Annotated in this window: 11 protein-coding genes and 4 tRNA genes; 11 read left to right on the top strand and 4 right to left on the bottom strand. The window is 36.1% G+C overall.

Annotated elements, in window-relative coordinates; genetic code table 11:
- Nucleotides 1-34: 34 nt before the first annotated feature.
- Nucleotides 35-1,396 carry an oxygen-dependent tRNA uridine(34) hydroxylase TrhO gene (gene trhO, locus V0410_RS17590; protein WP_330745081.1) on the bottom strand — a complete coding sequence of 454 codons (1,362 nt, stop codon included), beginning with the start codon at nt 1,394-1,396 and terminating at the stop codon, nt 35-37.
- Nucleotides 1,397-1,736: 340 nt separating this feature from the next.
- On the opposite strand from trhO, the gene V0410_RS17585 reads away from it, so the two are divergent.
- Together V0410_RS17585 and V0410_RS17580 are read left to right on the top strand one after the other, a co-directional pair.
- Nucleotides 1,737-3,263, top strand: coding sequence for a trypsin-like peptidase domain-containing protein (locus tag V0410_RS17585; RefSeq protein WP_202840891.1), 1,527 nt, complete (start codon nt 1,737-1,739; stop codon nt 3,261-3,263).
- Nucleotides 3,264-3,426: 163 nt separating this feature from the next.
- Nucleotides 3,427-3,996 carry a GNAT family N-acetyltransferase gene (locus V0410_RS17580; protein WP_330745080.1) on the top strand — a complete coding sequence of 190 codons (570 nt, stop codon included), beginning with the start codon at nt 3,427-3,429 and terminating at the stop codon, nt 3,994-3,996.
- 65 nt (nt 3,997-4,061) lie between these two features.
- Here the strand turns inward: V0410_RS17580 and V0410_RS17575 are convergent, their stop codons facing one another.
- The 3 genes from V0410_RS17575 to V0410_RS17565 all read right to left on the bottom strand — a co-directional run bounded on the left by V0410_RS17575 (nt 4,062) and on the right by V0410_RS17565 (nt 7,629).
- On the bottom strand, nt 4,062-4,517 hold the full coding sequence (locus V0410_RS17575; RefSeq protein WP_034694594.1) for a hypothetical protein: 456 nt from the start codon (nt 4,515-4,517) through the stop codon (nt 4,062-4,064).
- On the bottom strand, nt 4,517-4,897 hold the full coding sequence (locus V0410_RS17570) for a RidA family protein (protein ID WP_034694591.1): 381 nt from the start codon (nt 4,895-4,897) through the stop codon (nt 4,517-4,519). Before V0410_RS17570 ends, V0410_RS17575 begins: the two co-directional genes overlap by 1 nt.
- Nucleotides 4,898-5,043: 146 nt before the next feature.
- On the bottom strand, nt 5,044-7,629 hold the full coding sequence (locus V0410_RS17565; RefSeq protein ID WP_330745079.1) for a putative LPS assembly protein LptD: 2,586 nt from the start codon (nt 7,627-7,629) through the stop codon (nt 5,044-5,046).
- Between the two features lie 53 nt (nt 7,630-7,682).
- Here V0410_RS17565 and V0410_RS17560 point away from each other — a divergent pair, with 53 nt between their 5' ends.
- The 9 genes from V0410_RS17560 (at nt 7,683) to V0410_RS17520 (ending at nt 12,560) form a co-directional block, all read left to right on the top strand.
- Entirely contained in the window at nt 7,683-8,969 is a 1,287-nt protein-coding gene (locus V0410_RS17560) for an N-acetylmuramoyl-L-alanine amidase family protein (RefSeq protein ID WP_227940981.1), read from the top strand.
- A gap of 60 nt (nt 8,970-9,029) precedes the next feature.
- Nucleotides 9,030-9,101, top strand: a tRNA-Glu gene (locus tag V0410_RS17555).
- Between the two features lie 371 nt (nt 9,102-9,472).
- Nucleotides 9,473-9,793: a hypothetical protein gene (locus V0410_RS17550; RefSeq protein WP_105683297.1), complete on the top strand. Its 321-nt coding sequence runs from the start codon at nt 9,473-9,475 to the stop codon at nt 9,791-9,793.
- A 66-nt stretch (nt 9,794-9,859) separates the two neighbouring features.
- Nucleotides 9,860-10,114 (top strand): 30S ribosomal protein S20, encoded by a 255-nt coding sequence (rpsT, locus tag V0410_RS17545; RefSeq protein WP_002983073.1) that lies wholly within the window; start codon nt 9,860-9,862, stop codon nt 10,112-10,114.
- 10 nt (nt 10,115-10,124) lie between these two features.
- Nucleotides 10,125-10,196: transfer RNA gene (locus V0410_RS17540), tRNA-Glu, on the top strand.
- Nucleotides 10,197-10,278: 82 nt separating this feature from the next.
- Nucleotides 10,279-10,350, top strand: a tRNA-Glu gene (locus V0410_RS17535).
- Nucleotides 10,351-10,413: 63 nt separating this feature from the next.
- Nucleotides 10,414-10,485: transfer RNA gene (locus V0410_RS17530), tRNA-Glu, on the top strand.
- A 287-nt stretch (nt 10,486-10,772) separates the two neighbouring features.
- Nucleotides 10,773-11,546: a T9SS type A sorting domain-containing protein gene (locus tag V0410_RS17525; protein WP_330745078.1), complete on the top strand. Its 774-nt coding sequence runs from the start codon at nt 10,773-10,775 to the stop codon at nt 11,544-11,546.
- A gap of 225 nt (nt 11,547-11,771) precedes the next feature.
- Complete coding sequence (locus V0410_RS17520) at nt 11,772-12,560, top strand: T9SS type A sorting domain-containing protein (RefSeq protein ID WP_330745077.1); 789 nt, start codon at nt 11,772-11,774, stop codon at nt 12,558-12,560.
- The last annotated feature ends 89 nt before the right edge of the window (nt 12,561-12,649 follow it).

The raw sequence follows: 12,649 nt of genomic DNA, 5'->3' as shown, positions 1-12,649 counted from the left end.
TTAAAACAGAAATAATTGTATTGACAGCTATGAATTATGCATTTTGCACAATTCTGTACAATTTATCAGATAAACGAACTCTGAATGGCAGTGCAAATGTAATCTGATCTCCAATGTTTGCCGTTTCACAAGGCCCTCCGTTAGCATAGATTTCAGTAATGGTAACTTCCTGTTCTCCTGTTGTTGGACCGGAAATTAATACTTTATCACCTATTGACAGATCTTTGTTCTCAATTAAAAACTGTGCAATTTTTGATTTTGAATAGTAATGCTCTGCTTTACCAATCAATTCTTTTTTGACAGCAATCTTCTGACGGATATTTTTTGTCTCAGCTTTTGCCAAAGGCTTATCAGTTAAATCTCCTGAGTTTTTAAATTTCAGGGCATCTGATTTTCCTTTTCTGAATACTTTATTTCCAACCTGTAATCCCTTTCTCAGTTTCACCTGTTCATCCCACGGCAAATGAATGGTATCCAGACATTCTGTAGAGCAGCAGTTTTCCATCGCAGCTTTACAGTCGTCACATTGGATAAACAACAAATGACAGGCATCATTGGCACAATTGGTATGATTATCACAAGGTTTTCCACACTGGTGGCATTGTGCAATAATATCATCTGTAATTCTCTCCCCCAGGCGGTGGTCAAATACAAAGTTTTTACCAATGAATTTACTTTTTATTCCTTCTTCTTTGATCTGGCGTGTATATTCAATGATACCGCCTTCCAGCTGATATACATTTTTGAATCCCTGATGTTTGAAGTAAGCACTTGCTTTTTCACAACGGATTCCACCGGTACAATACATCAGCAGGTTTTTATCTTCTTTAAAATCCTGTAACTGTTCATTGATGATGGGTAAACTTTCTCTGAAATTTTCCACATCCGGAGTAATGGCACCTTCAAAATGCCCTACTTCACTTTCGTAATGATTTCTGAAATCTACAACAATGGTATTGGGGTCTTCCAGCATATTATTGAATTCCTGAGCTTTTAAGTGAATTCCTTTATTGGTCACATCAAAAGTTTCGTCATTCAAACCGTCAGCAACAATTTTGTTTCTGACTTTTATGGTTAATTTTAAAAATGAGTAATTGTCCTGGTCTACCGCTACATTCAAACGGATTCCTTTCATGAAGTCATAAACTTCCAGCGTATCACGAAAAGCCTCAAACTGATCTGCAGGAACACTCATCTGAGCATTAATTCCTTCTGTAGCAACATAAATACGGCCAAGAGCATCAAGGGCATTCCAGGCTATAAATAATTCGTCGCGAAATTTTTTGGGGTCTTCGATTTTGGCATACGCATAGAAAGACAAGGTAAGGCGGTCTTTACCGGCTTCATCAATAAGTTGAGCTCTTTCTTCTGCGCTTAAGGTGTTATACAGTTGCATGCTATAAACGTTTTAAGTGAGAATAAAAATTTTTGCAAAGATAATAATTTTAGAATTAAGTATATTTATGACACCAATTACGAACAATAAGCAGTAACCTGCCAGCAATGAAAATCAGATCACTATGTATGATAAGTCTGCCATATTTTCTTTAATTTTTTTTTAAGTTTTGTTAACTGTGGCATTAACAATTATGACATAAGGCACAAAATCATATAATAGCCGTTAAATTTTAGTTAAAATTGAAACATAGCATACTAATTGCTTACTTATTTAACATTAAATTTGTTTACTCAAAAACATAAAAAGAAAATTAATTAATAAACAAGAAAGATATACAATGAAGAGTACTTTAAAAAAACTATTACCATTTGCAGTAGTTGGAGTCCTTTCCGGAGCTACTACCGTTGGAGCTTTACAATATTTCGGACACGGCTCCAACAATGGAGATCAATCTTATTTCACAACAGCAGCACCCAATACTTCATTCGCAGGAATGAATACGGGAGCCGTAGGTGATGATTTTGTAAAGGCGGCTAAAACAACCGTTCCCGCTGTAGTAACTATTAAAAATTATCAAAGCAGAACATCAAGCAGAGCTTCAGAGCAGGATTTGTTTGACTTTTTCTTCGGAGATCCTTTCGGGGGAAGAGGCCAGCAGAGACAAAAGCAGCAGGTTCCTGATAATATGCCATCGGGAATGGGTTCAGGGGTAATCATCTCTCCGGACGGTTATATCATTTCCAACAACCACGTGGTAGCAGGTGCCAATAAGCTGGAAGTCGTACTAAGCAACAAAAAATCATATATTGCAACATTGGTTGGAACAGACCCCAATACAGATATCTCTTTATTAAAGATTGAAGAAAAAGGGCTTCCTTATCTGAATTTTGCGAATTCTGACAATATTGACGTAGGGCAATGGGTTCTTGCGGTAGGAAATCCACTAGGATTAAACTCTACGGTAACAGCAGGTATTGTTTCTGCTAAAGGAAGAGGTATCGGAATCCTGGGAAGCCAGGGAAAAGCTGCTAATCCTATCGAAAGTTTCATCCAGACGGATGCTGCTATTAACCCGGGTAACTCAGGAGGTGCGTTGGTAAATACCAATGGAGAACTTATCGGGATCAACTCTGCGATTCAGTCTACCACAGGATATTACCAGGGATACGGATTTGCCGTTCCTTCTAACCTGGCGAGAAAAATTGTTGAGGATATCAAGAAATTCGGAATCGTACAGAGAGGATTCCTTGGAGTTCAGTCTTTAGATCTTTCAAATGATCAGTTAGTAGCATCTTACAACAAGCAGTTTAAAACCAATCTGAAAGTAGGTTCAGGAATCTATATTACAGGATTTGGTGAAAACAGTGGTGCTGAAGATGCAGGATTGAAAAAAGGAGACGTTATCACCAAAGTAGACAACTACGATATTACAGACTTTGCTGATCTTTCCATGTCTATCGGAAGCAAGCGTCCTGGTGACAAAGTTCAGGTAACCTATTCAAGAAATGGTAAAGAAGGAACTACTTCGGTAACGCTCAGAGACCAGAAAGGAGGAACTTCAACCAGAACGAAAGCCGATCTTAGCGTAACAGAAAAAATCGGATCTGAATTTGACCCTCTTACGGAGCGTTTCAAAACAGAATATGGACTGAACAGTGGTGTAGTAGCTAAAAACGTTTCTGAGGGCAGTGAAATGGCTAAAATCGGAATTGTAGATAACTATATCATCATCGAGGTAAACGGCAAACCTGTCAATTCACAGAAAGATGTAGAAAAGATCCTTGAGAAATATCAGGGGAATGTACAGGTGAAATTCGTGGATGATTACGGAAGAATTTATACGAAAGGATTCAAAATGCCTTAATTGAATTTTTTTGATTTCACATTAAAAATTTAACCATTCTTGCTTAAGAATGGTTTTTTTATGAAAAAAAGTTAACTAAACTCAATGCAGAAACTAACACAAGCCATATAAAACACTGATAAACACACTTCTATTTTTTATATATTTGAAAAAACAAAAATGCATGAAAAAAGCTACCTATGAGGATAGAGAGAAAGTCGTTACTATTTTATGCCAGTCCTTCATAAATGTTCTTATTCCCAATTCTATCAATTTTGTCATAAAGAATTCTGGCAACAGATATAAGAGATTGAAAGCATTAATGGAGTTTCAATTTGATTTATCAATGCTAAATGGAAGTATATTTCTCAGCGACGATCACAAAGCGTGCATTTTATACTTAGACAAATTCCCGATCAGTTTAAAAAAAATCTGGCTTGAAATAAAATTGCTGTTCAATTGTATTGGAATTGAAAATATCTTTAAAGTTTTACAACGAGAAAAACTCTTAGCAAAATTTCATCCGGAAGAAAAATTTGTTCATTTATGGTTAATGGCTGTAGTTCCTGGTGAACAGGGAAAAGGAATTGGAACAAAACTTTTACAAGAATCTATGAGTAAATATGAGAACGAACTCATATATGTTGAAACAACAACATTAGAAAACAGAACGTTCTATCAACAAAATGGATTTACCATTTTCCATGAAACCTTTGAGCTGGATTATCCACTTTATTTTTTGAAATATGTTTAATACGGAAATCTACTAACTCTTTTCAACAAAAAACGCTGCAGAAATCTGCAGCGTTTTTTTATTGTTTATTTAGACTTGTTCATTTTGTCAGCAATACTTTTCTTTTTATTTCTTTCATAGATCACTTCTACAATCTTCCCTCCAATCCAGGAAAACGGAAAGAACGTAAGAAAAATGGAGATCTTATAAAATGTAGGATGATAAGGAAAAATAATAACATCCAACATGGCAATAAAAAGCATAATAAAGCCAATCAGAATAGCATAGGCTACTTTAGCATATTTAACGATAATTGCTGTTGCCACTCCTCCAATCGTGGTTCCTAATCCGGAAATAAATAAAAGGAAGCCGAAAAACGCCTTATCATCTTTCATACTGAAAAGAAACCTTTGCCAATGCTCAAACGGAGCAAAAGCCTCAAAAGTTACCCATTGCGGAAACGCCCTTATACCAAGAGTAATAATAAGCCCTGCAATACCAAGACCTATCAGAACCGCAATTGTATTTCTTATAAAATTCATTAATCCTGATGTGCAATCATAGAAATTTCGATATCCACATTTTTAGGCAAACATGAAACCTGTACTGTTTCACGGGCAGGATAGCTTTCTGAATCCAGGTAAGATGCATAGATATCATTCATTACAGCAAAATCATCCATACTTTTAAGAAAGATAGTAGCTTTTACAACGTTTTTGAAAGTCATGCCAGCTTCAGTAAGGATAGCTTCAAGGTTTTTCATTACCTGGTGCGTTTCCTTTTCAATTCCTTCTACCAGTTTACCAGTTGCAGGATCTACAGGAATCTGCCCGGAGATATACAAAACTCCGTTGGCCATATTAGCTTGTGAATAAGGTCCGATTGCTGCAGGTGCATTAACTGTGTTGATTATTTGTTTCATATGCGGATATTTAATTTTTTTCTAAGGGTCATAAGCAATCACTATCTGCCATATTCGTTGGTCTTTGAATTCTGCCAACAGTGATTTCATTAGAATTTATTCTGCCTGCAAATATAAAATTTATATTCTCAAATGCCAATCTGATATTAGAAAGGTGCATTAGGCTGGGTAAAGCTTCTGTCTTTGTACTTCAAGGCATCACTTAAGATATTGGCTTTGATACCTATAAAGAAGTCATACACTTTATATTGTCCGAAAGGAACCCAGTTGAAATTGATCGTAAAGCTTCGCTGATCTCTTGAAAAACCAATTCTTGTATATGCCAATTCTTTGGTCACCATATCATAATGGGTACTTCCGTTGATATTCCAGTATGGAGTCAGTTTGATGCTTCCATCCAAACCTAAAGATGCAATTTTATTACCAAACCTGCTTAATCCTTTAGAATAAGCGTAATTGGCGCTGACATTTAAAGTCCAGGCCTGATCAAAATGAGCATAATGATCATCATCAAAATAATAATTTTCATTTCGGATTTCTCCTTTCGAGGAATACTTTTTGGCATAATCTGTTTTTTCTCCAAAAATTTCGCTGCTTAAAGGATACGATAGCTGAACATTGAATCCCTGTACACTGAAATGTCCGAACTGCTCTGTTCTTATTCCTGTATCCTGTCCCGGCAAGAACTCGATTTTATAAGGTTCCAGTGCAAGACTGGTATTTACCGTTAACTTATTATTGAAAAATGAAGACTGCCCGTTGATGGAGAACACAGACCAAGGGTGATCTTTAGCCGCAAAGTTATAGCTTCCTGCAAGGTTTAAAGATTCAAAAATTTTGATTTTCTTCATCCCTGTAGAATCACTCTTAGACTTTACTTTCATTTCGATATTGTTACCGATATTGAAACCTAAAGCTCCCTGCATACCGCTTGACGGGCTTCCGACAATTCCTTTTTCAAAAATAGAATACGGCGTCAACGCTCCGTTTGCATTATAATAGTTTCTGTAATATCCGAAATTAGGACTTGAAAAATCCGGGGAATAAGTAAAGCTTACACTCGGGGTCATCATATGTCTTACGGCTTCCACAGCAGATCCTTTTTTAAATTTCATCATTCCGAAAAGTGTCGTCTGGAGACTGGCGGAAGTGGAGAAAGTAGAATATCCTGTAAAGTTTTTATTGATTTCATCAACAGTTACATTCTTTACCGGATCATAATATCTGTTCAGTGTTTTTGTTGTCAGGGCATTGTCAATATTCGCACTTAAACTGAAAGTAAAATATTTCGCCAAAGTTGTATTGGTAGCCAATGCGATATTATTTTTAAGGCCGGTCTGCATTTTATCCCACATTTCTTTTTTAAACAACTCATTTTCCTGAGTATTCACGAAATTGGTAAGGTTGAAACCGGTATTCACTGTAATATTTTCAAGCAATCCCTGTCTGATCCCTGTTCTTGATTTAAATAAATAGAACTGGTTGATGGCCACGTTCATCTGCGGAAGACGAAGGTCTGCCAATCCTGTCGCAAAGTTCTGGGAATATGAAGCAGTTCCCGTAATCGTCATCGGAAGTTTCAGGAATCTTTTGGTAAGGGTTACCGTAGAGTTCTGCTGAGTATTCAATACATTCTGGTTGAAAATGTAATTGTTGTTAAGCGGGTTGTTATAGAACTTGGTACTTACAATATCAACAGAAGCACTGAATGTAAGGAAAGGATTGGCTTTGGAATCCTGCGAGTGAGTCCAGTTGATTCGGTAGGTACTGTTTTTAGTATAATCGTCCAGACCTTTGATTCCTCTCACCATTGTACCGATATCTGCCGTAAAGTTTCCTGAGTAACGGTATTTTTTCTGGTAATTCACCTGCGGACGTAAATTCCAGCTTCCTTTTGTATAAATATCTGCTAAAACCTTAAGGTCAAAATGTTCCCCAATGGGTTGGTAATATCCTATTCCGTTCAGGAAGAAACCTACATCTTCTCTTTCCCCGAAACTTGGAATCAGAATACCTGCAGCTCTTTTATCTGAGAATGGTAAAATAGCGAATGGAAGATAAAGCGGTGTAGGAACCTGTTCGATAAACATCTGAATAGGACCGGTCACGATCTGGGATTTTATTTTGGTTTTAATCAGCTTAATATTATAAGCTCTCATAAAATAATCCGCTGCCGTATCTTTTTTCTTGATAAAATAATCATCCGTTGTATAATCTGCTTTTCTCATTGCAAATACGGAATCATTATATTTTTTAGTTTTCTGCGCTATAATTACCCCTTCACTTTCTTCTGTTCTTGCATTGAAGGCAATGGCCTGTTTTGTTTTTGTATTATAGCTGAATTCGTTAGTTTCGTATTTTTTTCCGGCCTGCGTAGTGATTACAGGCTCCACAATCTTGCCCAAAGAGTCTTGTTTTCCTCTTGCATAGATCAGATTTTTATTATCATCAATAGAGATATAATCTGCATCAATCTGCATATCCTGATACTTTACCTGAGCATTTTTGTTCAGGAATGTCATTTTTTTCGGAACGTCTCTTCTCTGATCATCCGCTTTTGTACGGAGAACATCATTGAGGGTTTCTTTTTTTACAACTATGGTATCCTTTTTGGAAATAGTATCATTAACCGCATTTTTAGGCAATTTTTCAGGAGTTTTCTGTGCTAAAAAATTGTTAAAAATTAGGATAATTAAAATTTGTAATATATTTTTGAAGACGGTTTTGGCCAATTTTATACTATATAATTAAGGCCCAAAATTAATATAATTTTTATAACTGTAAGATGCACAAACAAAATTTTAAAATAATTTTATCATTTCTCCTTATCCTTATCAGCAACTTTATTTTCTCCCAGAAGAAGTTTACTATCGTTCTGGATGCGGGACACGGAGGAAGTGATCATGGAGCCAACAGGACTTATTCGGACATCGGAAGAGTCGCAGAAAAAGACATTACACTTGCCATTACGTTAAAAGTGGGTGCCATGTTAGAAAAAAACAGAGATTTTAAGGTAATCTATACCCGTAAAATAGACGAGTATCCGTCTCTGTCTGACAGAACCAATCTGGCCAACAGAAGCAAAGCAGACCTTTTTATATCCATTCACTGTAACTCTTCCCAGAGACCTACAGCGTATGGAACAGAAACGTATGTGCAGGGACCCAACCAGAATAATGAAAACCTGGAAGTAGCCAAAAGAGAAAATGACGTAATTTTCCTGGATGAAAAAGATAAGCAGATCTTTGGTTCTTATAATCCGGACTCCCCGGAATCATTAATTGCCCTGAAACTTCAACAAAGTAAATATCTCGAATCAAGTCTTCTTTTGGGAGGATTGGTAGAAGATAACTTTGTGAATAAAGATAAAAGATCTTCAAGAGGTGTATTTCAGAAAAACCTTCACGTTCTCCGTATGAATGCCATGCCATCTGTACTGATAGAAACCGGGTTCATCAATCACCCTGAAGAAAGTCACTACATCGCTTCAGATAAAGGGCAGACTGAAATTGCAGAAAGTATCTACAATGCCATAATTGATTATAAAAAGGCGATTGACAGAAAATCCGGTGGTTCTATTGCAACAAGAAAGCCAGAGCCGGAAAAACCTGCAGAGGTTCCTTTGAAAAATGATTTCAGAATTCTATTAATGAGTTCACCTACGAAATACAATGAAAATGATCCTGCCCTGAAAGGCCTGAACTATATTCTTACGCTTAAAGAAAACGGACAGTACAAGTATTACTATGCTGTCACCAATATGGCTTCGGTAAAAGATATTAACCTTAAAACAGCGAAAGATGCAGGTTTCAGAAATGCATTTGCCGTAGGATTTATGCCTAATCAGAGAATCAGCATGGGATATTATACGATTGAAGTGTATGCAGGCGATAAACTGAACGGGAATTCTTATATCCTCCAGAATTTAAAAGATGTGGAACGAAATAAGGACAACGGTGTATTCTACTACACATATGGAAAAGTATACACATTGGAAGATGCTGTAAAACTTCAGAAGGAACTTGAAGCCAAAGGTATCAAAAATACGGTGATACAAAAGGTCTACAGATAAATCAAAAAAAATAATTTTGAAGTTTAAAAGTTAATTCCTACTTTTGCAACCTCAAAATTTGGCCTATTCGTCTAGTGGTCAGGACTCAAGATTTTCATTCTTGCAACAGGGGTTCGATTCCCCTATAGGCTACAAAAATACAAACCTTTAACTGATCAGTTGAAGGTTTTTTTATAAGCTTTTTCATTCTGTTTTTTAATTTAAAAAAAGCTTTTTGAGCATTAGCAGTATGGAAGAATGTTTCAAATTTTGTGATTATAGTATAATAGATGAAGTAATATCCGAATTTTAATATACTGACAGCATGAGAATTACTGTTATTCTATTGAAAAGTCCATTACTTTTATTTGAAAAAGGCAATCCCTATATGTTATATGTCACAAAAGCATTATATTTGCAAAAAATTTATCCATAGTTGGTTCTACCAATATGGTAACACTGATGAAAAATATTATTGATAAATCATTGTTTGCAGTTTTCTGCAGACCATCAAATTTTATATCATGCCGGATTTAAAAATACAAGAAGCGAAATTGCTTTTTAAGAAAATCCACTCTAACCCAAAAAGTTACGATTTACAAATCAATGAAGGCGGGATTACAGGCAGAGATGATAAAATCAGTTTCAGGCTTTACAGGACTGGAGAAAGGGTTGCTTTTGAAGTAACAATTGATGAACTTACTTTCACCAATACCACTGGAGAATGGAATAATGCACTGATCATGCTGGGAAATACGATCAAAAAATTAGAGAAAGAACAAGAAAATTTAAAAATAGAACAGGCAATAAATAAACTCAGAAAGTATCTATCAGAAGAAAATTAAAATTTTTAAAAATAAATTTGGTAGTTTAAAAAAAAGTTTATAGTTTTGCACTCACATTTAAACGATATGGCAAATCATAAATCAGCACTAAAGAGAATCAGACAAAACGAAACTAGAAGACTTCGTAACAGATATTACCACAAGACTGCTAGAACAGCTTTAAAAGCTTTAAGAAATGAAGAGAACAAAGCTGCTGCTACAGAACAATTGCCAAAAGTTATCGCTTTATTGGATAAATTAGCTAAGAAAAATATTATCCACAAAAACAAAGCAGCTAACTTGAAAAGCAAATTAACAAAGCACGTTAATAAATTAGCGTAACAATATAGCTGGCCCGTTCGTCTATCGGTTAGGACCTCAGATTTTCATTCTGGTAAGAGGGGTTCGATTCCCCTACGGGCTACTTACATCTTATAAGACCACTGTAACAACGGTGGTTTTATAAAGATCACTGTAGAAAAAGCTATATTTAAATAAATCTAACCGGCCCGTTCGTCTATCGGTTAGGACCTCAGATTTTCATTCTGGTAAGAGGGGTTCGATTCCCCTACGGGCTACAATAAGAGTTGACACTTATAAAAACAAAAGCTAACACATTACTTCGGTAATGGAAGATAGAGGGCCCGTTCGTCTATCGGTTAGGACCTCAGATTTTCATTCTGGTAAGAGGGGTTCGATTCCCCTACGGGCTACAAAAGGACTTTTTCGAAAGTCCTTTTTTCGTTTCTATATATAGATTTCGGGGATTCTTCCCAAGGTTTAAGCTTTCTATAGCTCCATTATACCTACCCTAAGGAACTAAGCGATAATTTCTTCAGATACAATAGTCTATCCACCAGACCTCTTGTACAATTTTCACCCCAACAGGAACGTCATATTAAATTTCATTAAAAATATCACCAATAATGGAAATATTTTTTTTACTTCTTCCATTAATCCTTAAATTTGGATAAAACTATTCATTTTTAAAATATATAACATGAAATTCAATTTATTTTCGGGAAGCCCATCCTCTTTAAAGGCCGGATTGATGGCTTTATTTTTATTTTCTGCCGGCACAATGTCCTTGGCACAAAACAGAATTTATGCACACGCACAAAGCTCCGGAGTATTCGGAGTAGCCTGCCTGGGATGTCATATTGATAATCCCCTTAACGCTGTAGGAGATAATGAGGATGACTATTCAACAATGGTGTTGGGAACAGTCCTGTTGGGAGGAATTCAGCAAACTCTGATTTTTCCTGACCTAAGATCTGACACAAGGCTGGTAGTAGGAATCGGAACAGACAACATACCATTATCTGTACAGTTGTTAAGCGGAGTAACGCTTGAAACAATGAATGGCGGTACATCCAATGATGACCGGAGAACAATTGATGTAAGCCTTCTTAAACTGGGCGCAACCCCAAACAGAGGTACAATAGAATTCAAACCTACAAAGCCTTATGATGGGATAAGAATCGGATTAACAGGTGGTGTTCTAAGCCTTGGCGGTGGTTTCAGAGTTTATTATTCTTACCAGGATCCCTTAATGAATATTATGGTTCACAGTCAGAACGGACAGGTTACTCTTGGTGGAAATGTTCCTGTGGAAGGTTCCGAAATTACTTTGTTCAACAATTCAGGAAAAGAAGTATTCCGTTCCAAGCTGACCTCAAATATATTTGAGCCGAAACAGCCGGAAGGTGTTTATATCATGAATGTGCAAACGAAAGAAGGTAAAACCTATTCCAAAAAAATTGTAATCAAATAATTTAATAAATGATAGATTAAATGCGGTAGATTTTTTCAAGCCTGCCGTATTTTTCACATTCATTTTCAGTCAAGTACAAATAACCACTTCATTAAATAATAATAAATCATCAATTGTAAATATCAATAAATTATTAACAAATCACATAATTATGAAATAAAATATGCAACATAATTATTTTATTTATAAATTTACAAAAAAACTAAAATCCAAAATTTTCTACATATGAAAACTTATTTATTATTGAGCCAACGCACGATGAAAGCTGCAGTTTTGGCATCATTCCTATTTTTAACCAGCACAATGTCTTTTGCTCAGATTGTAAAAACCTATGCAAGCAGCCAAACCAATCAGGTGCTTGGCGTATGCCTGGGCTGCGGTGTATTGAATCCTGAGAATGCTGTAGGAAGCAACGAAAACGATTACTCTACACTACAGGTTTCTGTGGGTCTTCTTGCAAGAACAGAACAGACATTGATTTTCCCAACTACCAATATTGCGAACAATACCAATAAACTTGTTCTTGCGATAGGTTCAAACGGGACTCCTCTATCTGCACAGTTATTGGGCGGGGTATCTATTGAAACATTTAATGGAGATGTTTCCAATAACGATTACACAAGTCTTGCCACAAAACTGATCACTCTTGGAAGCGGAGATCCAAGCAAAGGAGAAATAGAGATGACGATGAACATCCCTTTTGACCGTATTAAAATAAATGTGAATTCCGGATTATTGAACATCGGTGGAGAGCTTAGAGTATACTATGCTTACCAGTACAAAGATCCTTTCATCAATTTCATGGCTCACAGCCAGGACGGGCAGTTCACTCTTGACAAAAATGTTTCTGCAGAAGGTTCCGAAGTTACTTTAACCAATACTTCAGGAAAAGAAGTATTCCGTTCCAAGCTGACATCAAATACTTTTGATACCAAACAGCCACAAGGGGTATATATTATGAAACTTCAGACAAAAGAAGGAAAAACATACTCTAAAAAAGTGATTATCAAATAAAGAAGATATAACAACAGAATGAACCCGGCAAGCTTTAAAAGCTTGCCGGGTTTTTAATATCATCTCCTATTGATGGATCAATAAAAACC

The organism is Chryseobacterium sp. CP-77 (assembly GCF_036362765.1).
GTDB classification, from domain to species: domain Bacteria; phylum Bacteroidota; class Bacteroidia; order Flavobacteriales; family Weeksellaceae; genus Chryseobacterium; species Chryseobacterium cupriresistens.
This window is presented reverse-complemented; position numbering and strand designations above follow the sequence as displayed.

What these genes read in the sequence shown, in the direction of transcription:
- trhO (WP_330745081.1), bottom strand. Translation starts at nt 1,396, where the DNA reads ATGCAACTGTATAACACCTTAAGCGCAGAAGAAAGAGCTCAACTTATT.
- V0410_RS17585 (WP_202840891.1), top strand. Translation starts at nt 1,737, where the DNA reads ATGAAGAGTACTTTAAAAAAACTATTACCATTTGCAGTAGTTGGAGTC.
- V0410_RS17580 (WP_330745080.1), top strand. Translation starts at nt 3,427, where the DNA reads ATGAAAAAAGCTACCTATGAGGATAGAGAGAAAGTCGTTACTATTTTA.
- V0410_RS17575 (WP_034694594.1), bottom strand. Translation starts at nt 4,517, where the DNA reads ATGAATTTTATAAGAAATACAATTGCGGTTCTGATAGGTCTTGGTATT.
- V0410_RS17570 (WP_034694591.1), bottom strand. Translation starts at nt 4,897, where the DNA reads ATGAAACAAATAATCAACACAGTTAATGCACCTGCAGCAATCGGACCT.
- V0410_RS17560 (WP_227940981.1), top strand. Translation starts at nt 7,683, where the DNA reads ATGCACAAACAAAATTTTAAAATAATTTTATCATTTCTCCTTATCCTT.
- V0410_RS17550 (WP_105683297.1), top strand. Translation starts at nt 9,473, where the DNA reads ATGCCGGATTTAAAAATACAAGAAGCGAAATTGCTTTTTAAGAAAATC.
- rpsT (WP_002983073.1), top strand. Translation starts at nt 9,860, where the DNA reads ATGGCAAATCATAAATCAGCACTAAAGAGAATCAGACAAAACGAAACT.
- V0410_RS17525 (WP_330745078.1), top strand. Translation starts at nt 10,773, where the DNA reads ATGAAATTCAATTTATTTTCGGGAAGCCCATCCTCTTTAAAGGCCGGA.
- V0410_RS17520 (WP_330745077.1), top strand. Translation starts at nt 11,772, where the DNA reads ATGAAAACTTATTTATTATTGAGCCAACGCACGATGAAAGCTGCAGTT.